This window comes from Streptomyces sp. NRRL S-244 (genome assembly GCF_000717915.1).
Classification (GTDB): domain Bacteria; phylum Actinomycetota; class Actinomycetes; order Streptomycetales; family Streptomycetaceae; genus Streptomyces.
Window position 1 is genome coordinate 51479 of sequence record NZ_JOCX01000002.1, and the last position, 18554, is coordinate 70032.

The window sequence follows — 18554 nt, forward strand, 5'->3', positions numbered from 1 at the left end:
CCGGGTACCGTGTGTCGTGGCCCGAAGTGAAAAGAGCCGAGGAGCGGCAAGGTGTTCAACGACATAGGCGCACTCGAGCTGGTCACGATCGTGGTGCTCGCCATCCTCATCTTCGGCCCGGACAAGCTGCCGAAGGTGATCCAGGACGTCACCGGTGTCATCCGGAAGATCCGCGCGTTCTCCGACAGCGCGAAGCAGGACATCCGGTCCGAACTCGGCCCCGAGTTCAAGGACTTCGAATTCGAGGACCTGAACCCGAAGACGTTCCTGCGCAAGCAGCTGAGCGAGAACGAGGACCTGAAGGAGATCCGCAGCACCTTCGATCTCCGCAAGGAGCTGAACGACGTCACCGACGCCGTGAACAGCCGCGAGGCGGAGCCGGCCCCGGCCGCCGCGGGCACCTCCGCCGCGCCCGCCGCCACCGGCCCGGACCTGCTGAAGAAGCCCTCCGCCCCGGCCGCCGAGCAGCGCACTCCGTACGACGCCGACGCCACCTGAGACACCCCCTGGTTTCGAGCCTTCCGGGCGATTCGGGGTCCGGTGGCTATCCTCCATGAGTCCGGACCCAGGACGCCCCAGGGTGGGGGTCCCCCCGACGACACGTGGGGGAGGGCGCGTTCCGGACCCCACGGAACGAGAGGCCGCATCGATGGAGACGACGAGCAGTAGCCGGGTAGGGGTGCAGCCCGCCGAGGCGCCCGCTCCCGCCGCCGCACCAGCCGCGCAGTCGCAGCCCGCACCAGCCGCGCAGGCGCAGCCCGCGCCGGCCGAGACCGCCGCACCCGCGCAGCCGGCGCCCGCGCAGCCCCAGGAGGCCGCCGCGCCCGTCCCGGCGGCCCGCCGGACGGCGGAGGGGTACCTGCGGGCAGATTTCCCCTGGTACGGGCTGGACGGGGCCTTCACCGGCCCGCGCTGGCTCATGCAGGTGGGCACCGGGGCCGACGGCACCGTCGAGCACGGTTCCACCGGCCACGGAGACGAGCCCTCCGCGCGCGGAGAGCTCGCGACCGGCGAGAAGGAGCGCTTCGCGGTGGTCGTCACCGTCGCGAGCAACCCGCTGCGCCGCAGCAGCGACGGCACCGGCGTCCTGGAGGCCACCTCGGTCTCCTCGGCGGCCTGGCTGGCCGGCTCGGGGCTGCTGGCGTACAGCTGGCCGGGGCAGATGGACCACACCCTGCGCGACGACTGGCTCGACCAGCAGACCGAGGCCGCGTGGGAGCTCGCCGACGACCTCGCGGGGCCGGACTGGTCGACGCTCTCGCTCCCGGTCGACGGGGAGCCGACGCCGTTCCACTACCGCGAGTCGGAGTTCGGCTGGGTCCTGGCCGGGTCGACGGCGGCCGGCGTCCACGTGGGTGCGTACGGGCGGGGGATGAGCGCGTACGGACTGGGCTTCTCGGTGATCGGCGACATCGCGTCGTACGAGTAGCCCGGGTACGCCGGGTACGCCGCGCACTCCGGGTTACGGGAAAGGGCACCGCCGGCCGGCGGTGCCCTCCTCGTTCGGAACGCTCAGAACTTGTTGCGCGGGGTGATGCCCAGGGACATGCCGGCCAGGCCGCGGGCGCGGCCGCCCAGCTTGCCCGCGATGGAGCGGAGCGCCGCACCGGCCGGGGAGTCCGGGTCCGACAGGACGACCGGCTTGCCCTCGTCGCCGCCCTCGCGCAGCCGTACGTCGATCGGGATCGAGCCGAGCACCGGCACCGTCGCGCCGACCGTCTTCGTCAGGCCGTCGGCCACCTTCTGGCCACCGCCCGAGCCGAACACGTCGACCATCTCGTCGCAGTGCGGGCACGGCAGCCCGGACATGTTCTCGACGACGCCGACGATCTTCTGGTGCGTCTGCACCGCGATCGAGCCGGCCCGCTCCGCGACCTCGGCCGCCGCCTGCTGCGGGGTGGTCACGACCAGGATCTCCGCGTTCGGCACCAGCTGCGCCACCGAGATCGCGATGTCGCCCGTACCCGGCGGCAGGTCCAGCAGCAGCACGTCCAGGTCGCCCCAGAACACGTCCGCCAGGAACTGCTGGAGCGCCCGGTGGAGCATCGGGCCACGCCACACCACCGGCGCGTTGCCCGGCGTGAACATGCCGATGGAGATGACCTTCACGCCGTTCGCCGACGGCGGCATGATCATGTTCTCGACCTGGGTCGGGCGGCCCTCCACGCCCAGCATGCGCGGCACGCTGTGGCCGTAGATGTCCGCGTCGACGACGCCGACCTTCAGGCCGTCCGCGGCCATCGCCGCGGCCAGGTTCACCGTCACCGACGACTTGCCGACGCCGCCCTTGCCGGACGCCACCGCGTAGACGCGGGTCAGCGAGCCCGGCTTGGCGAACGGGACCTCGCGCTCGGCGGTGCCGCCGCGCAGCGTCGCCGCCAGCTCCTTGCGCTGCTCGTCGCTCATCACGTCCAGCGTGACCGCGACCGAGGTGACGCCCGCGACCCGCTCGACGGCCTCGGTGACGTTCTTGGTGATCGTCTCGCGCATGGGGCAGCCCGACACCGTGAGGTAGACCGTGACCGCGACCTCGCCGCCGTCACCGATCTCCACCGATTTGACCATGCCGAGTTCGGTGATCGGCCGGTGGATCTCGGGGTCGTTCACCGTCGCCAGCGCGTCGAGGATCGCGTCCTGCTCAGGCACGGCGGCGGAGCTTGTGTCGGTAGCCATGTCCCGATGGTACGGCTCGGTAGCCCGCCTCAGGAAAGGCCGCTAGCGGTCGCCTTCGTCACTCTCCGCCGGGAATAGCCGCCGCTCGTCCATCTCCTTGATCAGGTCCTGGAACTCCGACCGGATCCAGTCGCGGGTCGCGACCTCGCCCAGGCCCATCCGCAGCGCCGCGATCTCCCGGGTCAGGTACTCGGTGTCGGCGATGGAGCGCTCGTTCTGCTTGCGGTCCTGCTCCAGGTTGACCCGGTCGCGGTCGTCCTGCCGGTTCTGCGCGAGCAGGATCAGCGGGGCCGCGTACGAGGCCTGCAGCGACAGCATCAGCGTCAGGAAGATGAACGGGTACTCGTCGAACCGCAGGTGCGTGGGCGCGAAGATGTTCCACAGCACCCAGACGATGATGACCAGCGTCATGTAGACGATGAACCGGCCCGTGCCGAGGAAGCGCGCCACCCGCTCCGACAGCCGCCCGAACGCCTCCGGGTCGTAGACCGGAAGCACCCGCCGCCGGTCCGACCGGGGCTGGTCCAGGCGCACCCGCGGCGAGCGGCTCAGCGCGGTCGACCCGGTCGAGGAAGCGGCCGCCTTGGACCGCATCCGCTCGGCGGACTCCTCCTCCCGGCCCGTCAGCCCCTGCTCGCGCGCGTACTCACGGGCGTGCTCGCGCGCCAGCTCGCGCCGCACGCGGATCTGCTCACGGCGCCGTTCGCGGGCCGGCTCCCCCCGTCGTTCACTGCCCACTGGAGACCTCCTCGGCGTGGAAGTCCGTCTCCCGCCAGTCGTCCGGCAGCAGGTGGTCCAGTACGTCGTCCACGGTCACCGCGCCCAGCAGCGAGCCGCTCTCGTCGACCACCGGTACCGCGACCATGTTGTAGGCGGCGAGGTAACTCGTCACCTGGGGCAGCGAGGCGTCCGGACGCAGCGGCGGCAGGTCCGTGTCCACGATCGAGCTCACCAGCGTGAACGGGGGGTCCCGCAGCAGCCGCTGGAAGTGCACTGTGCCCAGGTACTTGCCCGTGGGCGTCTCGTCCGGCGGCCGGCACACGTACACCTGCGCGGCCAGCGCCGGCGACAGGTCCGACTGCCGTACGCGGGCCAGCGCGTCCGCGACCGTCGCGTCGGGCCGCAGCACGATCGGCTCGGTCGTCATCAGACCGCCCGCGGTGTTCTCCTCGTACGACAGCAGGCGCCGTACGTCGGCCGCGTCGTCCGGCTGCATCAGCGTCAGCAGCCGCTCCTTGTCGTCCTCCGGGAGCTCCGAGAGCAGGTCGGCCGCGTCGTCCGGGTCCATCGCCTCCAGGACGTCGGCGGCGCGCTCCTCCTTCAGCTTGCCGAGGATCTCCACCTGCTCGTCCTCGGGCAGCTCCTCCATGACGTCCGCGAGCCGGTCGTCGTCGAGGGCGTTGGCCACCTCGGCGCGGCGCTTCGGCGACAGGTGGTGCAGGACGTTCGCCACGTCGGCCGGGCGCATCTGCTCGAAAGTGGCCACCAGGTTCTCGGCGCCCTGGCCCTCCTCCTCCAGCGAGAAGCCGGTCACCGCCGACCACTCCACGGTCAGGGTCTCGCCGCGCCGGCGCAGCGCGCCGCCCTTGCCCTTGCGCACGAAGATCTTGTCGATCTCCCAGTCCCGGCGGGCCGGCAGCTGCTGGATGGCCACGTCGAGGACGGTGACCTCCTCGCCGGTGGCCCCCAGCGTCACCCGGCGGTCCAGCAGTTCGCCGAGGACCAGGCGCTCGGTGGGCCGCTGCTCGAAGCGCCGCATGTTGACGACGCCGGTGGTGATGACCTGGCCGGACTCCACGCCCGTCACCCGGGTCATCGGGAGGAAGATCCGGCGCCGGCTGACCACCTCGACCACCAGGCCCAGCAGCCGCGGCGGACGCCCGCCGACGCGCAGCATCGCGACGAGGTCGCGGACGCGGCCGACCTGGTCGCCGTTGGGGTCGAAGACGGGCACACCCGACAGATGCGAGACGAAGATCCGCGGGGCGCCACCAGCCATGCGAGCGCCTCCTAGAGCGTCGATCCTCAGTCCTGCCGCCCCTCAGGCTAGCCCGTGCCCAGGGAGAGCGTCCTGGTGGGGCGGTCCGCCCGTGGGTAGGGCCGACCACCCGCCCGGTGCGGTGGCTACGGGCGGGTACGCTGCCTGCTGCTCCAAGACGCACGACGAGAGGCACCTGCCCGTGACCGCCTACCTCCCCGCCGTTCGGCTGCGCCGGGCGGCCTTCGCCGGTGTCCTGTTCGCGGGCCTGGCCGTCGCCGGCACGGGCTGCGGCGCGGACCCGGACGAGGGCACCAACGGGGTCGGCAAGCTCTCCGCCGGCCAGATCGAGGACAAGGCGAAGGCCGCGGCCGGCGCCGCCGCCTCGGTCCACCTGTCCGGCACGCTCGTCAGCGGCGGCAAGTCCTTCACGCTCGACATGCGGCTGGGGAAGGACGGCGGCTCCGGCGAGGTGAAATCGCAGGAGGACACCTTCCAGGTGCTGCGCGTGGGCGAGCAGCTCTACCTGAAGGCGAGCGCCGCCTTCTGGGGGAAGTCCGACTCGGCCGGCAAGCTCGGCGACAAGTACGTGAAGGTGCCCCAGGGCGACCCCACGTACAAGCAGTTCCGCGGGTTCACCGACATGCACGTGCTGCTCGACGGGCTGCTCGGACTCGACGGCAAGCTCGCCAAGGAGGAGGACTACACCAAGGTCGGGCACACCCGCGCGGTCCTGCTCACGGCCGACAAGGGCAAGGGCGGCAAGCTGTCGGTCTCCCTGGAGGGGACCCCGTACCCGCTGCGCCTGGAGCGGGCCGGCGGGGCCGGGCAGGTCGACCTCGCGGAGTGGGGCAAGACGTTCCCGCTGGAGGCGCCCGGGCAGGACCAGACCGTCGACTACGGCACCCAGATGCCGACGACGAAGGAGCAGGGCGGTGGCTCCGCCCCGTCGCCGAGCCCGGGCAAGAGCTCCGGACAGGGCTCGAACCCGACCAAGTAGCGGTACGGGGGGACCGGCGGGCGCGGGGACCGGCCCTAGCGGGCCGCCTTCTTCCGCTTGAGCAGCAGCTTCGGCAGCCCGGCCGGAACGGGCCGGCGGGTGACCGCCGGCGAGCCCAGCGGGGTCGCCGCCAGCGATCCGCCGGGCAGGTCCGTGCTCGCCGCCACCGGCTCCAGCCGCAGCAGCCGGCACTCGCGCGCCCACCGCTCCGTCATCTGCTCCGAGTCGGGCGCGTTCAGCCGCTTCCCCTTCAGCTCGGCGACGGCGGCCTGCCACTCCTCGCTGCGGGGCGGGAGCTCCCGTACGGCCGCCGTCCAGGCGACCAGCCGGCCGCCCTTGTCCTTGCTGCGCACGGTCACCTCGGCGGCGGCGCCGTCCGCGAGCCCCGGGAACGGCTGCTCCCCGGGCCCGTCGCCCAGCACGTGGGCCGCGCCGTCGACCCAGGCGTGCCACAGGGCCCGGTCGGCCCCGGAGCCGCGGACCCAGATCAGGCCGGACTTCTTGGTGGCCTCCTCGACGAGGGCCAGGTCGAGCGCGCTGAGAGTCATGCGCAACAGAGTAGGGGGTGGCCCGGACCCGACTTCGGGGCAGGCCTAGAGCCAGCCGTGGCGGCGCAGCGCGCGGTGGATGGTGAAGCAGATGCCGACGATGGTGGCCATCACCATCGGGTAGCCGTACTTCCACTGGAGCTCGGGCATGTGCTCGAAGTTCATCCCGTAGACCCCGCAGATCATCGTCGGCACGGCGATGATCGCCGCCCACGAGGTGATCTTGCGCATGTCCTCGTTCTGCGCGACGGTCGCCTGCGCGAGGTTGGCCTGGAGGATCGAGTTCAGCAGCTCGTCGAAGCCGATGACCTGCTCGTGCACGCGCGCCAGGTGGTCGGCGACGTCACGGAAGTACTTCTGGATGTCCGGGTCCACCAGCCGCATCGGACGCTCGCTCAGCAGCTCCATCGGCCGCAGCAGCGGGGAGACGGCCCGCTTGAACTCCAGTACCTCGCGCTTGAGCTGGTAGATGCGGCCCGCGTCGCCGCCGCGCGCACCGCCCTTGGCGGGCGCCGCGAACACGGCGTTCTCCACCTCGTCGATGTCGTCCTGTACGGCAGCCGCGACCGCGATGTACCCGTCGACGACGTGGTCGGCGATGGAGTGCAGGACGGCCGAGGGGCCCTTGGCGAGCAGCTCGGGGTCGTCCTGGAGGCGGTGGCGCAGGGACCGCAGGGAGCCCTGGCCGCCGTGCCGGACCGTGATGACGAAGTCGGGGCCGGTGAAGCACATCACCTCGCCGGTCTCCACCACCTCGCTGGTGGCGGTCAGTTCGGCGTGCTCCACGTAGTGGATCGTCTTGAAGACGGTGAAGAGCGTGTCGTCGTAGCGCTCCAGCTTCGGCCGCTGGTGCGCGTGCACCGCGTCCTCCACGGCGAGCGGGTGCAGCCCGAAGGTCGCGGCGATCCCCGCGAACTCGGCCTCGGTCGGCTCGTGCAGGCCGATCCAGGCGAACCCGCCGCTCTCGCGGACGCGGGCCATGGCCTCACGCGGGGTCAGACAGGCCGATCCCAGGGCGCGTCGGCCGTCGCGGTACACGGCGCAGTCGACGACCGCGCTGCTCGCGGACGGGTCGCGGGTGGTGTCGTAGCCGGGCTGGGACGGGGTGGACCTGCGCAGGGCCGGACGTACGGCGGCACGCAGGTAGGGCAGCATCGACATGGCAGGCTCCTTCGCACGCACGGCTGCGGACCGTACGGGTGGGAGGTCCCTTCCGGGTGGCACGGCCGCGGCAGGCGGGCAGGCCCGGGGCGGACGGAAGGAACAGGACGGGAGGACAAAGTTCCGCCGTCGCTCTTCTACTGATCAGATGATCAAACGGGCGGGAACGTGTCCGCGGTGCCCGTACAGGAAGTGGAAGAGCGGTTGGTACTGCACGATCGACTTCGATCCATTGCAGCCCCACCTCCTCCGGCCGGTCCTCCGTGGAGGACGTCCTGTCGTCGGCTGCCCCGAAACAGCTCTTCAAGAGTGTGGCCCCGACCAGCGGTCAACATTATCAGCCGACGGATGGTCAAGACCCGCCCTTTACCCGCCTCATACGAGTTCTATGCTCGGTTCATGGCACAAATTCTGGCTCTCGTCGAAGCCCGGCTGCGCAGCGCGCTCGGCGAACCCGACGCCCGCGCCGCCGTCACCTTCCTCGGCACCGACCGCATCGAAGTGCTCCGCTTCGCCGAGGGGGACCTCGTGCGGTACGCGACCCTCGGCATGTCCGCGCATCCGATGACCGACCCGACCGCCGTGGTCGCCGACCCGCTGCGCGGGCCGCGCGCCGAGCTCGTGCTGACCGTACGGGCGGGACTCGCGCCCACCGACAAGCTGCTGCGGCCGCTCGCGGTGCTGGGGGCCGCGCCGCAGGTGGAGGGACTGGTCGTGGCCCCCGGCGCCTCGCTCGACGTGGGCGCGCCGCTGTGGGACGGGGCGCCGTTCACCTCCGTACTCGTCGCGGAGCCCGGCGGACTGGTGGAGGACCTGGAACTCGACGAGCCCATGGACCCGGTGCACTTCCTCCCGCTCCTGCCGATGACGGCGAACGAGGCCGCCTGGAAGCGGGTGCACGGCGCGGCGGCCCTCCAGGAACGCTGGCTGTCGCACGGCACGGATCTGCGGGATCCTCTTCGTACCGCTGTGCCGCTGGACTGAGACATCCGGACCGGGGCATCCGGACGGGTGATCGTGTCTTGACGGGGCGCCGGGCGGGGAGGAGCGTGGCTTCTTATGAGGGGCGAACCAACTTGCCCGAAGTGCGGTGGCCGGGTCAGGGCGCCCGGGCTCTTCTCCGATTCGTGGCAGTGCGCGGTGCATGGCACGGTGCACCCCTTGCAGCCCGTCATCCCGCCCAGCGTCGAAGGGCTGGGCGTGGTGGTGAACCGGGCGAAGGTGCCGGTGTGGATGCCGTGGCCGCTGCCGGTGGGGTGGCTGTTCACCGGAGTGGCGGCGGCCGGTGACGACCGCAGCGGGGGCCGGGCGACGGCGGTGGCCTGCTCGGGTCCCGGTCCGCTCGGCGGGATCGGCGAGCTGCTCCTGGTCGCGGAGGAGTTGGGGGTCGGCCTCGGCGCGCGGTACGCGGGCATCGACGGACCCGACCCCGGCACGTACATGGACGTCTCGACGCCGCCGCACGTGAAGGTCGTCGCGGCGGGCCGCCCGACACCGCTGTGGCACGTGAAGGGAGCCCCCGACGACCGGGCCGTGTTCGCCGGCGAGGCGCGCGGGCTGTGGCTGTGGGCCGTCGTCTGGCCGGAGCAGTCGGGCCTGCTGATGTACGACGAACTGGTGCTGACGGACCTGCGGGACGCGGGCTCCGAGGTCGAACTCCTGCCGTGCGGCGCGCTGAGCCCGCGCGTCCTCGGTCCGTAGCCGGATCCCCCCGACCCCCTCGCCCCGCGGGCCCGTGGCGGGGCCGGGCGGCGGGTGGCGTGGCGCCCGGACGGCGGGCGGGCGTTATCCTGGGGTGTCCCCCCGTACCCGCGAGACCCCTGGAGCACCGGCCGTGCGCATCGATCTGCACGCCCACTCCACGGCCTCCGACGGGACCGACACCCCGGCAGAGCTGGTCCGTAACGCGGCCGCCGCCGGGCTGGACGTGGTCGCGCTGACCGACCACGACACCGTCGGGGGATACGCCGAAGCCCTCGCCGCACTGCCGCAGGGGCTCACCCTCGTCACCGGCATGGAGCTCTCCTGCCGGCTCGACGGCATCGGGATGCACCTGCTCGCATACCTCTTCGACCCCGAGGAGCCCGAGCTCGCCCGTGAGCGGGAGCTCGTCCGCGACGACCGCACCCCGCGCGCCCACGCCATGATCGCCAAGCTCCGGGAGCTCGGCGTCGACGTCACCTGGGAGCAGGTGGCCCGGATCGCCGGCGAAGGCTCCGTCGGGCGGCCGCACATCGCCACCGCGCTCGTCGAGCTCGGCGTCGTCCCCACCGTGTCCGACGCGTTCACGAAGGACTGGATCGCCGACGGCGGCCGCGCGCACGCCGAGAAGCACGAGCTCGACCCCTTCGACGCCATCCGCCTGGTCAAGGCGGCCGGAGGGGTCACCGTCTTCGCCCACCCCGCCGCCGTCAAGCGCGGCCGGTGCGTCCCCGAGTCCGCGATAGCCGAGCTCGCGTCCGCCGGCCTGGACGGCATCGAGGTGGACCACATGGACCACGACACCGACACGCGCGGGCGGCTGCGCGCCCTGGCCGGCGAGCTCGGACTCCTCACGACCGGGTCCAGCGACTACCACGGCAGCCGCAAGACGTGCCGCCTCGGGGAGTACACGACCGACCCCGAGATCTACGGCGAGATCACGCGCCGCGCGACGGGGGCCTTCCCCGTTCCGGGCGCCGGCGGAGCGACCGGCGCGTAACGCGCCAACCGGCGCGCGAGCGCGCCTGCACGCCCCTTCTTCCTTTCTTCGAAACACCCCTCTCTCCTGCAAGGCATCACTGTGTTCGACTTCGCCGTCTTCGGATCCCTATTTCTCACGCTTTTCGTGATTATGGACCCCCCGGGGATCACGCCGATCTTCCTCGCCCTGACCTCGGGCCGACCCGCCAAGGTGCAGCGCCGCATGGCCTGGCAGGCCGTCTGCGTGGCCTTCGGCGTCATCGCCGTCTTCGGCATCTGCGGCCAGCAGATCCTGGACTACCTGCACGTCTCCGTCCCCGCGCTGATGATCGCGGGCGGTCTGCTGCTCCTGCTCATCGCGCTCGACCTGCTCACCGGCAAGAACGACGAGCCCAAGCAGACCAAGGACGTGAACGTCGCCCTCGTGCCGCTCGGCATGCCGCTGCTCGCCGGTCCCGGTGCGATCGTCTCCGTCATCCTCGCCGTGCAGAAGGCGGACGGGGTCAGCGGGCAGGTCTCGGTCTGGCTGGCGATCATCGCCATGCACCTCGTGCTGTGGACCGCCATGCGCTACTCGCTGGTGATCATCCGGGTCATCAAGGACGGCGGCGTCGTCCTCGTGACGCGCCTCGCCGGCATGATGCTCTCCGCGATCGCCGTCCAGCAGATCATCAACGGCGTGCTCCAGGTCATCCACACGGCCTGACCGCCGTCCGGCCTGCCCCCGCGCACGCGAACGCCCCCGCACCGGATCGGTGCGGGGGCGTCGACGTCTTTGTGCGGATGGTGCGGAAGCGTCAGGAGGACGCACTCTCGGCCGGTCGGATCAGAATGCGCTGGCCTACGGCGGCCGCCTGCTGCACGATCCGGTTGACGGAGGCCGCGTCCACGACGGTGCTGTCCACGGCAGATCCGTCGACATCGTCCAGGCGCAGAATCTCGAAGCGCATGGGGCTTCTCCCTTCGTCAGTGTTCTCCTTGCACTGTTCCAACGAAGTGTAAGAGGCAAACATTCCCTACGCTAAAGAAATTTTTTCACTCGCTAACTAACCTTGCGGGTGTGCGTCCCAGAACGAGGCCAGTGCACCCGCCGTGACCTGCGGATTCTCCGCATTGGGGGAGTGCTCGGTACCCGCCACGATCACCCGGGCCGCACCCAGTCGCCGTGTCATCTCGTCCATCAGCGGGACCGGCCACGCGTAGTCGACCTCGCCGGACAGCACCAGCTTCGGCAGCTCCACGGCGCTCAGCCCGTCCACCCGGTCCGGCTCGGAGACCAGGATCCGGCCCGTGGAGATCAGCTGCTCGGGCACCGTGGCCAGCCACCGCCCGCGCAGGAACTCGGCGAGCTCGGGGGAGTCGGGCACCGCGTCCTCGGGGTCGAAGGACCGCATCGCCGTCCAGACGCCGGGCATGTCCTCGCGCATCGCCTCCAACGCGGCGACCAGCAGCTTCGTACGCTCCTGCTGGTCCTCGGCGATCGCGGCCGGCCCGCTGCTCATCAGCGTGAGGGAGGCGAAGGGCGCCGAGTCGCGCATCACGGCGGCCCGCGCGATCAGCCCGCCCAGCGAGTGGCCGACCAGGTGGACCGGACCCCCGTCCACGGCGGCGGCCTGGGCGAGTACGTCCTGCGCGAGCTCCGCCAGCGCGTACGCCGACTCCTCGCGCGGGCCGGGGCTCTCGTGCTGCCCCCGCCCGTCGACCGCGAGCACCCGGTACCCGGCGGCGGCCAGCGGTTCCAGGAGGCCGATGAAGTCCTCCTTGCTGCCCGTGAACCCGGGGACCAGCAGGGCGGTGCCGCGGACCGGCTCGCCGGCCTCGTGCACGGCGAAATCGCCGCGGGCGGTGGACAGGAGGTACGCGCGGGCACCGGAGGGCAGCGTGAGGCGGGGCGGCTTGCTCATGGGCCAGAGGCTACCGGCCCGAGGTTACCGGCGCGTAGGGGCGGTGTGTACGGCCCGGACACGCCGGTGGCCCGGACCCCTCGGAAGGGGACCGGGCCACCGGACGGCGCAGCGGGGATCAGGCCTCCGTGGTCTCCGCGGCGGGAGCGACGGCCTTGCGGGTCCGCGTGCGCTTCGGCTTCGCGGGGGCCTCCTCGGCCACCGGCGCCGCCGGAGCCTCGACGACGGCAGCGGCGGCCTTGCGGGTCCGGGTGCGCTTCGGCTTGGCCGCGGCCTCCTCGGTCACCGCGACGGCCTCGGCGGCCGGAGCGGCCACCGCGGCCTTGCGGGTCCGCGTGGTGGGCGCGCTGCGGCGGACCTTGACCGGGGGCTCCACGGGCGGGGCCACCTGGAAGTCCGGCTCCGGGGCCGCGTCGACGACCTTGCGGGTCCGGGTCCGGCGGGCCTTGACCACGGTCTCCGCGGCCGGAGCCTCGGCGATCGGGGTCACCTGGGCGAGGACGGGCTTCTGGGTCGGGACCCGGCGGGCCCGGACCGGCTCGGTCTTGACCGGCTCGGCCTTGACGGGCTCGGCCTGCTGGAACTCCGGCTCCGCGAAGACCGGGGCCTCCGCGACCTTGCGGGTGCGGGTACGGCGGGCCTTGACCGGGGCCTCCTCGGCCGGAGCCTCGGCGACGGCGACGGCGACGGGGGCGGCCTCGACGACCGGAGCGACCGGGGCCGCCTCGGCCACGGCGGCGGCCGCGGCAGCAGCGGTGGTCACCGAACGCGTCCGGCGGCGCCGCGGCTTGCGGGCCTCGTCGCCGGCCGGGGCCTCGGGGGCCTCGGCCACCGGCGTCACGGCAGCGGCCTCGGCGCCGAGATCGGCACCGCCCCGCGTACGGCGGCGCTGGCGCGGGGTGCGCGTCCGGGCCTCACGCTCCTCGACCGGAGCGGCGGCGGCCGGACCGCGGTCACCGCGACCGCCACGGCCACCGCGGCCGCCGGTCTCGCCCAGGTCCTCGAGCTCCTCGGCCTTCAGGCCGGCCCGCACGCGCTCGGCGCGCGGCAGGATGCCCTTGGTGCCGGCCGGGATGTGCAGCTCCTCGAACAGGTGCGCAGACGTGGAGTACGTCTCGACCGGGTCGTGGAAGTCCAGCTCCAGCGCCTTGTTGATCAGCTGCCAGCGCGGGATGTCGTCCCAGTCGACCAGGGTGACGGCGGTGCCCTTGTTGCCCGCGCGGCCGGTGCGGCCCACGCGGTGCAGGAAGGTCTTCTCGTCTTCCGGCGTCTGGTAGTTGATGACGTGGGTGACACCCTCGACGTCGATGCCGCGCGCGGCGACGTCGGTGCACACCAGGACGTCGACCTTGCCGTTGCGGAACGCGCGCAGCGCCTGCTCGCGCGCACCCTGGCCCAGGTCGCCGTGGACGGCGCCGGACGCGAAGCCGCGCTTCTCCAGCTGCTCGGCGATGTCGGCCGCCGTGCGCTTGGTACGGCAGAAGATCATGGCCAGCCCGCGGCCCTCGGCCTGCAGGATGCGGGAGACCAGCTCCGGCTTGTCCATGTTGTGCGCACGGAAGACGTGCTGCTTGATGTTGGCGACGGTCACGCCCTCGCCCTCGGGCGAGGTGGCGCGGATGTGCGTCGGCTGCGTCATGTACCGGCGGGCCAGGCCGATGACCGCGCCCGGCATGGTCGCCGAGAACAGCATGGTCTGACGCTTCGGCGGCAGGTAGTTGATGATCTTCTCGACGTCGGGCAGGAAGCCCAGGTCGAGCATCTCGTCGGCCTCGTCCAGGACGAGGGCCTTGACGTGCGACAGGTCGAGCTTGCGCTGGCCGGCCAGGTCGAGCAGGCGGCCCGGGGTGCCGACGATCACGTCGACGCCCTTCTTGAGCGCCTCGACCTGCGGCTCGTACGCGCGGCCGCCGTATATGGCGAGGACGCGGACGTTGCGGACCTTGCCCGCGGTCAGCAGGTCGTTGGTGACCTGGGTGCACAGCTCGCGCGTCGGGACGACGACGAGGGCCTGCGGGGCGTCGGTCAGCTGCTCGGGCGTTGCCCGGCCGGCCTCGACGTCCGCGGGGACGACGACCCGCTCCAGCAGCGGAAGGCCGAAACCGAGCGTCTTGCCGGTTCCGGTCTTGGCCTGGCCGATGACGTCCGTGCCGGAAAGGGCGACGGGGAGGGTCATCTCCTGGATCGGGAAGGGGGACACAATGCCGACGGCCTCAAGGGCTTCGGCCGTCTCGGGAAAGATCCCGAGGTCTCGGAACGTAGTCAGGGTGCTGCCTCTTCTGTGAGACGCGGCGCGAGGCGGCGAGGGGGGTCGTACCGTGCCTGGCTTGCAGTACTGCGCCCTCCCAGAAATCGGGAGAGCCATTACGAAGCTGCGCGGGACCACTGGCCTTCGCTCAAGCGCTTGTGCCGCTGAGGGGGCCCCTCGTGGAGAGGTCGTACGCATGGACGTACGCATCACGCCGAGGGCGGTCGGGTGGAGCCGATCGGGCCACCGACCGGGCATCCTCATTCGGATGGCCCGCCGAGTATCCGGCAGGCGCATTACCACTGTACCCCGGAATCGCGCAGGTGTGTCGGGTGAATTCACCTGGTAGTCGCGTTTAGGCGGACCCGTAGTGACCTGATGCGGTGCCTTGAGCGGGGTTCCGGCGGGCTATTGTGCGGAGCATGTCGACCGTTGAAAACGCATCGCCCTCCGACGACAGCGCCGGCGCCGAGGCGACCGGGATCGCCGCCCAGGACTGGGTCACCGCCTCCGCCTCGCCGCAGTACCGGGCAGCCGTCGTGGACCTGCTGGGAGCGCTCGCGTACGGAGAGCTCGCGGCCTTCGAGCGCCTGGCGGAGGACGCGAAGCTCGCGCCCACCCTCGACGACAAGGCCGAGCTCGCGAAGATGGCCTCCGCGGAGTTCCACCACTTCGAGCGGCTGCGCGACCGCCTCGCGGCGATCGACGCCGAGCCCACCGCCGCCATGGAGCCCTTCGCCAAGGGCGTCGACGACTTCCACCGCCAGACCGCGCCCTCGGACTGGCTGGAGGGCCTGGTCAAGGCCTACGTCGGCGACTCCATCGCCAGCGACTTCTACCGCGAGGTCGCCACCCACCTGGACACCGACACCCGCGCCCTCGTCGTGAGCGTGCTCGACGACACCGGCCACGGCGGCTTCGCCGTCGAGAAGGTGCGCGCCGCCATCGAGGCCGACCCGCGCTGCGGCGGCCGGCTCGCGCTGTGGGCCCGCCGGCTGATGGGCGAGGCGCTCTCGCAGGCGCAGCGCGTGGTCGCCGAGCGCGACGCGCTCTCCACGATGCTGGTGGGCGGTGTGGACGGGATGGCGGCCGGCTTCGACCTGGCGGCCGTCGGCGAGATGTTCACCCGGATCACCAAGGCGCACACCAAGCGCATGGCCGCACTGGGCCTCGCCGCCTGATCGTTTTACCTGCCGGTCCTCACCTGCTCGTACGTCGGCCCCGGCGCGGAATCCCGCGCCGGGGCCGACGTACGAGGTGACGTAGTACGGGTGCGGCCGGGCGCACGGGCCCGGCCGGAGGGCCGGTCAGCCCTGCGAGGGGAGCGAAAACGGAGCCCTGCGGGATGAGCGCCGGGCTCCCGTGCCCGGGCGCAGCAGCAGCGACAGCACCACCGCGGACACCAGCACCGAGCCGACCAGGGTCGCGAAGAGCGTGTTGTGCCCCGGGCCGAGCGCGAACTGTGTCAGGTACGCCCCGAAGAGGGCGCCCAGGACCCCGCTGACCAGCACCATCCTCGGGGACGGCAGCCGCCGGGCCAGCACTCGCAGGGCCACTCCGGCAAGGGCGAGGCCCAGGAGGGCGGAGCCGAGCGCTTCCAACAGCAGCATGGGGGTCTCCCGCAGGTCAGGGGCAAACCGGTTCACTGCGGTCCTACCCGAAGCGGAGGAAAGGGAAACGGCCCGGTGGAATCAACCACCGGGCCGTTTCACCCAGTTCTTCCGAATGCCGGTCGCGATGCGTCAGAGCGCGCCGAATCCGACCTTGCGCACGCTCGGCTCGCCCAGGTCGACGTACGACAGGCGGTCGGCCGGCACCAGGACCTTGCGGCCCTTGTTGTCGGTGAGGCTCAGCAGCGGCTCCGAACCGGTCAGCGCGGCGGTGACGATGCGCTCCAGCTCCTCGGCGCTCAAGTCGCTCTCCAGCACGATCTCCCGGGGTGCGTGCTGCACGCCGATCTTGACCTCCACGGCTTTGTCCCTCCGATGGTCGGTTGTGCGCGATCAGCCGCGCCGTACCCGGACCACATTAGCCCGGAGAGGGGACCCGGATGCGGCGCTCCGGACACGCTCGCAGCGAACACCGGCGGGTCAGGCGCCCCCGGTCGTGCCGAGGTCAGGCCCGCGCCGCCCGGTCAGGCCCGCGCCGCCCGCGCGCCCGGTCAGGCCTGCGGTGCCTGGCCGCCCTCCGTGCCGTGCAGCGGGAAGCCGGCGATGCCGCGCCAGGCCAGCGAGGTCAGCAGGCCCACCGCCGTGTCCCGGGCGACCGGGCTCTCGCTGGAGAGCCAGTACCGGGCGACGACCTGCGAGACCCCGCCCAGGCCCACGGCCAGCAGCATCGACTCGTCCTTGGACAGGCCGGTGTCCTCGGCGATGACGTCGGAGATGGCCTCGGCGCACTGGAGCGAGACGCGGTCGACGCGCTCGCGCACCGCCGGCTCGTTCGTCAGGTCGGACTCGAAGACCAGCCGGAACGCGCCGCCCTCGTCCTCCACGTACGCGAAGTAGGCGTCCATGGTCGCGGCCACGCGCAGCTTGTTGTCCGTCGTCGACGCGAGCGCCGTGCGCACGGCGAGCAGCAGGGCCTCGCAGTGCTGGTCCAGCAGCGCCAGGTAGAGGTCGAGCTTGCCCGGGAAGTGCTGGTACAGCACGGGCTTGCTGACGCCGGCCCGCTCCGCGATGTCGTCCATCGCGGCCGCGTGGTAACCCTGCGCGACGAAGACCTCCTGGGCCGCGCCCAGGAGCTGATTGCGTCGGGCTCGGCGCGGCAGTCGCGTGCCCCGGGGACGCGCTGCCTCCGTCTGCTCGATGGCTGTCACGCCGCCTCCCACTTTCTCTCAGAACACAGTGCGCCATGCGCCGCGCGGCCATCGTACTTTTCGGTAACCGAATCTGTAGGGTCCAAGCCGAGTTTTCTCGCTGTGCGGACCGTGTACGGACTGCCCGGAGACGCTGGTCAGCGGTAGTCGTCCTCGTCCAGGGTCACCACCCGCGCCTGCTCGGCGGCGTCCCCGTCCGCGGCTTCGTCGCGGTCCACCCCGGTGACCCGGTCGTCGTCGTCCGGCTGCAACTCGGCCAGCTGTTCCGCCGCATCGGCCTCGGGCGCCTCGGCGTCGAGGGTCTCCGGGAAGCGCTCCTGGAAGGTTTCCGGCTCCGCGGGGTCGACGGTCATGTGGATCCCCTTCTTCCCTCGCCCCTCCTGGGCCTGCCTCGTCGGTGGCCTGCCTCATCTATGAGCGTAGGAGGATCGCGGATACCCCGCTACGCGGATCCCCAAGCATCTGTGACGCCGAACACAAGAGTCCGGACGTGATCGTCTCGTAACATTGGCCGCATGTCTTCGACCGAGCTGCCGGGTGTGCGATCCGCATCCGAAGCGTCCCCCCAGGTGGGAGCCGTCCACGTCGCCGAGGGGGAGCAACTGCGCACCGCGGTGCTGCCCGGACTGGAGCTCGCCGTCCGGTCCCGGCCCCCGCTGCGCACGGGTCTGCCGCCCGCGCTGTTCGTGCACGGACTCGGCGGTTCGTCGACGAACTGGACGGACCTCATGGCACAGCTGGAGGACAGCGTCGACGGCGAGGCCCTCGACCTGCCCGGCTTCGGCTGGTCCCCGCCGCCCGCCGACCGGGACTACTCGGTCACGGCGCTGGCCCGCGCTGTCATCCGGCACCTCGACGCCGCCGACCGCGGCCCCGTCCACCTCTTCGGGAACTCCCTCGGCGGCGCCGTCTCCACCCGCGTCGCGGCCGTCCGCCCCGACCTGGTGCGCACGCTCACGCTGATCTCGCCCGCGCTGCCCGAGCTGCGCGTGCAGAAGTCGGCCGTGCCGACCGCCCTGCTCGCCGTACCCGGGATGGCCTCGCTGGTCGGCCGGCTCACCCGCGGGCTGAGCGCCGAGGAGCGCACCCGCGGGGTGACGGCCCTCTGCTACGGGGACCCCTCCCGGGTGTCGCAGGAGGGCTTCGCGCACGCCGTCGCGGAGATGGAGCGGCGGATGGCCCTGCCGTACTTCTGGGACGCGATGACCCGCTCCTCGCGCGGCATCGTCGACGCGTACACCCTCGGCGGCCAGCACGGGCTGTGGCGCCAGGCGCAGCGGGTGCTCGCCCCGACCCTGCTGGTCTACGGTGGCCGGGACCAACTGGTCTCGTACCGTATGGCGCGCAAGGCGGCTGCGGCCTTCCGGGGTTCGCGGCTCCTGACCCTGCCCGAGGCCGGGCACGTGGCGATGATGGAGTACCCGGAGCTGGTGGCGCAGGCCTTCCGGGAGCTGCTGCACGACACCGACCCGGACACGTACGACACGCGTGACACGCGCGATACGCCGGGCATCCGGGACACCGAAGACGGCAGAGGCTGAG

General features: G+C 72.1%; 21 protein-coding genes. 9 read left to right on the forward strand and 12 right to left on the reverse strand.

What is annotated here, in order from left to right; translation table 11 throughout:
• The first annotated feature begins 51 nt into the window (after positions 1 to 51).
• Together IF02_RS0102505 and IF02_RS0102510 are read left to right on the forward strand one after the other, a co-directional pair.
• A complete protein-coding gene (locus tag IF02_RS0102505; RefSeq protein WP_030153438.1) occupies positions 52 to 498 on the forward strand; it encodes a sec-independent translocase in 447 nt (148 codons plus the stop codon).
• A gap of 151 nt (positions 499 to 649) precedes the next feature.
• Complete coding sequence (locus tag IF02_RS0102510) at positions 650 to 1429, forward strand: hypothetical protein (protein WP_030153439.1); 780 nt, start codon at positions 650 to 652, stop codon at positions 1427 to 1429.
• An 83-nt stretch (positions 1430 to 1512) separates the two neighbouring features.
• Here the strand turns inward: IF02_RS0102510 and IF02_RS0102515 are convergent, their stop codons facing one another.
• From IF02_RS0102515 to IF02_RS0102525, 3 genes are all read right to left on the reverse strand, one after another.
• Complete coding sequence (locus IF02_RS0102515) at positions 1513 to 2628, reverse strand: Mrp/NBP35 family ATP-binding protein (protein WP_030153441.1); 1116 nt, start codon at positions 2626 to 2628, stop codon at positions 1513 to 1515.
• 87 nt (positions 2629 to 2715) lie between these two features.
• Positions 2716 to 3267, reverse strand: coding sequence for a DUF1003 domain-containing protein (locus IF02_RS0102520; RefSeq protein ID WP_030153443.1), 552 nt, complete (start codon positions 3265 to 3267; stop codon positions 2716 to 2718).
• 133 nt (positions 3268 to 3400) lie between these two features.
• Positions 3401 to 4672 (reverse strand): magnesium transporter MgtE N-terminal domain-containing protein, encoded by a 1272-nt coding sequence (locus IF02_RS0102525; protein WP_030153445.1) that lies wholly within the window; start codon positions 4670 to 4672, stop codon positions 3401 to 3403.
• Between the two features lie 181 nt (positions 4673 to 4853).
• Here IF02_RS0102525 and IF02_RS0102530 point away from each other — a divergent pair, with 181 nt between their 5' ends.
• Positions 4854 to 5651, forward strand: coding sequence for a hypothetical protein (locus IF02_RS0102530; protein ID WP_234318065.1), 798 nt, complete (start codon positions 4854 to 4856; stop codon positions 5649 to 5651).
• Positions 5652 to 5686: 35 nt separating this feature from the next.
• Here the strand turns inward: IF02_RS0102530 and IF02_RS0102535 are convergent, their stop codons facing one another.
• Together IF02_RS0102535 and IF02_RS0102540 are read right to left on the reverse strand one after the other, a co-directional pair.
• Positions 5687 to 6199 (reverse strand): hypothetical protein, encoded by a 513-nt coding sequence (locus IF02_RS0102535; protein WP_030153449.1) that lies wholly within the window; start codon positions 6197 to 6199, stop codon positions 5687 to 5689.
• Positions 6200 to 6244: 45 nt separating this feature from the next.
• Positions 6245 to 7360 (reverse strand): magnesium and cobalt transport protein CorA, encoded by a 1116-nt coding sequence (locus IF02_RS0102540; protein ID WP_030153451.1) that lies wholly within the window; start codon positions 7358 to 7360, stop codon positions 6245 to 6247.
• Positions 7361 to 7759: 399 nt separating this feature from the next.
• On the opposite strand from IF02_RS0102540, the gene IF02_RS0102545 reads away from it, so the two are divergent.
• The 4 genes from IF02_RS0102545 to IF02_RS0102560 all read left to right on the forward strand — a co-directional run bounded on the left by IF02_RS0102545 (position 7760) and on the right by IF02_RS0102560 (position 10748).
• Positions 7760 to 8344: a suppressor of fused domain protein gene (locus IF02_RS0102545; protein ID WP_030153453.1), complete on the forward strand. Its 585-nt coding sequence runs from the start codon at positions 7760 to 7762 to the stop codon at positions 8342 to 8344.
• Positions 8345 to 8419: 75 nt separating this feature from the next.
• On the forward strand, positions 8420 to 9061 hold the full coding sequence (locus IF02_RS0102550; protein ID WP_030153455.1) for a DUF6758 family protein: 642 nt from the start codon (positions 8420 to 8422) through the stop codon (positions 9059 to 9061).
• A gap of 133 nt (positions 9062 to 9194) precedes the next feature.
• Positions 9195 to 10061, forward strand: coding sequence for a PHP domain-containing protein (locus IF02_RS0102555; RefSeq protein WP_030153456.1), 867 nt, complete (start codon positions 9195 to 9197; stop codon positions 10059 to 10061).
• An 81-nt stretch (positions 10062 to 10142) separates the two neighbouring features.
• A complete protein-coding gene (locus tag IF02_RS0102560) occupies positions 10143 to 10748 on the forward strand; it encodes a MarC family protein (RefSeq protein WP_030153458.1) in 606 nt (201 codons plus the stop codon).
• A 91-nt stretch (positions 10749 to 10839) separates the two neighbouring features.
• Here IF02_RS0102560 and IF02_RS35060 read toward each other — a convergent pair whose 3' ends face one another.
• The 3 genes from IF02_RS35060 to IF02_RS0102575 form a co-directional block, all read right to left on the reverse strand.
• Positions 10840 to 10992 (reverse strand): hypothetical protein, encoded by a 153-nt coding sequence (locus IF02_RS35060; protein ID WP_166663124.1) that lies wholly within the window; start codon positions 10990 to 10992, stop codon positions 10840 to 10842.
• 96 nt (positions 10993 to 11088) lie between these two features.
• Positions 11089 to 11946, reverse strand: coding sequence for an alpha/beta fold hydrolase (locus IF02_RS0102570; RefSeq protein ID WP_030153459.1), 858 nt, complete (start codon positions 11944 to 11946; stop codon positions 11089 to 11091).
• Positions 11947 to 12064: 118 nt separating this feature from the next.
• Positions 12065 to 14311: a DEAD/DEAH box helicase gene (locus tag IF02_RS0102575; RefSeq protein WP_234318066.1), complete on the reverse strand. Its 2247-nt coding sequence runs from the start codon at positions 14309 to 14311 to the stop codon at positions 12065 to 12067.
• Between the two features lie 305 nt (positions 14312 to 14616).
• Here IF02_RS0102575 and IF02_RS0102580 point away from each other — a divergent pair, with 305 nt between their 5' ends.
• Complete coding sequence (locus IF02_RS0102580; RefSeq protein ID WP_030153463.1) at positions 14617 to 15375, forward strand: ferritin-like fold-containing protein; 759 nt, start codon at positions 14617 to 14619, stop codon at positions 15373 to 15375.
• A 126-nt stretch (positions 15376 to 15501) separates the two neighbouring features.
• On the opposite strand, the gene IF02_RS0102585 is transcribed toward IF02_RS0102580, so the two are convergent.
• The 4 genes from IF02_RS0102585 to IF02_RS0102600 all read right to left on the reverse strand — a co-directional run bounded on the left by IF02_RS0102585 (position 15502) and on the right by IF02_RS0102600 (position 17365).
• Entirely contained in the window at positions 15502 to 15804 is a 303-nt protein-coding gene (locus IF02_RS0102585) for a hypothetical protein (RefSeq protein ID WP_199809161.1), read from the reverse strand.
• A 132-nt stretch (positions 15805 to 15936) separates the two neighbouring features.
• Complete coding sequence (locus IF02_RS0102590; RefSeq protein WP_030153467.1) at positions 15937 to 16164, reverse strand: DUF3107 domain-containing protein; 228 nt, start codon at positions 16162 to 16164, stop codon at positions 15937 to 15939.
• A 191-nt stretch (positions 16165 to 16355) separates the two neighbouring features.
• Positions 16356 to 17012: a TetR/AcrR family transcriptional regulator gene (locus IF02_RS0102595; protein ID WP_030153469.1), complete on the reverse strand. Its 657-nt coding sequence runs from the start codon at positions 17010 to 17012 to the stop codon at positions 16356 to 16358.
• Positions 17013 to 17149: 137 nt separating this feature from the next.
• Positions 17150 to 17365 carry a hypothetical protein gene (locus IF02_RS0102600; protein ID WP_030153470.1) on the reverse strand — a complete coding sequence of 72 codons (216 nt, stop codon included), beginning with the start codon at positions 17363 to 17365 and terminating at the stop codon, positions 17150 to 17152.
• A 162-nt stretch (positions 17366 to 17527) separates the two neighbouring features.
• On the opposite strand from IF02_RS0102600, the gene IF02_RS0102605 reads away from it, so the two are divergent.
• Complete coding sequence (locus IF02_RS0102605; RefSeq protein ID WP_030153472.1) at positions 17528 to 18553, forward strand: alpha/beta fold hydrolase; 1026 nt, start codon at positions 17528 to 17530, stop codon at positions 18551 to 18553.
• Position 18554 lies beyond the last annotated feature (1 nt).

Coding starts and splice junctions, on each gene's coding strand:
- IF02_RS0102510 (WP_030153439.1), top strand. CDS start 650: ATGGAGACGACGAGCAGTAGCCGGGTAGGGGTGCAGCCCGCCGAGGCG.
- IF02_RS0102520 (WP_030153443.1), bottom strand. CDS start 3,267: ATGCGGTCCAAGGCGGCCGCTTCCTCGACCGGGTCGACCGCGCTGAGC.
- IF02_RS0102525 (WP_030153445.1), bottom strand. CDS start 4,672: ATGGCTGGTGGCGCCCCGCGGATCTTCGTCTCGCATCTGTCGGGTGTG.
- IF02_RS0102535 (WP_030153449.1), bottom strand. CDS start 6,199: ATGACTCTCAGCGCGCTCGACCTGGCCCTCGTCGAGGAGGCCACCAAG.
- IF02_RS0102540 (WP_030153451.1), bottom strand. CDS start 7,360: ATGTCGATGCTGCCCTACCTGCGTGCCGCCGTACGTCCGGCCCTGCGC.
- IF02_RS0102545 (WP_030153453.1), top strand. CDS start 7,760: ATGGCACAAATTCTGGCTCTCGTCGAAGCCCGGCTGCGCAGCGCGCTC.
- IF02_RS0102550 (WP_030153455.1), top strand. CDS start 8,420: ATGAGGGGCGAACCAACTTGCCCGAAGTGCGGTGGCCGGGTCAGGGCG.
- IF02_RS35060 (WP_166663124.1), bottom strand. CDS start 10,992: ATGCGCTTCGAGATTCTGCGCCTGGACGATGTCGACGGATCTGCCGTG.
- IF02_RS0102570 (WP_030153459.1), bottom strand. CDS start 11,946: ATGAGCAAGCCGCCCCGCCTCACGCTGCCCTCCGGTGCCCGCGCGTAC.
- IF02_RS0102575 (WP_234318066.1), bottom strand. CDS start 14,311: ATGGCTCTCCCGATTTCTGGGAGGGCGCAGTACTGCAAGCCAGGCACG.
- IF02_RS0102580 (WP_030153463.1), top strand. CDS start 14,617: ATGTCGACCGTTGAAAACGCATCGCCCTCCGACGACAGCGCCGGCGCC.
- IF02_RS0102585 (WP_199809161.1), bottom strand. CDS start 15,804: ATGCTGCTGTTGGAAGCGCTCGGCTCCGCCCTCCTGGGCCTCGCCCTT.
- IF02_RS0102600 (WP_030153470.1), bottom strand. CDS start 17,365: ATGACCGTCGACCCCGCGGAGCCGGAAACCTTCCAGGAGCGCTTCCCG.
- IF02_RS0102605 (WP_030153472.1), top strand. CDS start 17,528: ATGTCTTCGACCGAGCTGCCGGGTGTGCGATCCGCATCCGAAGCGTCC.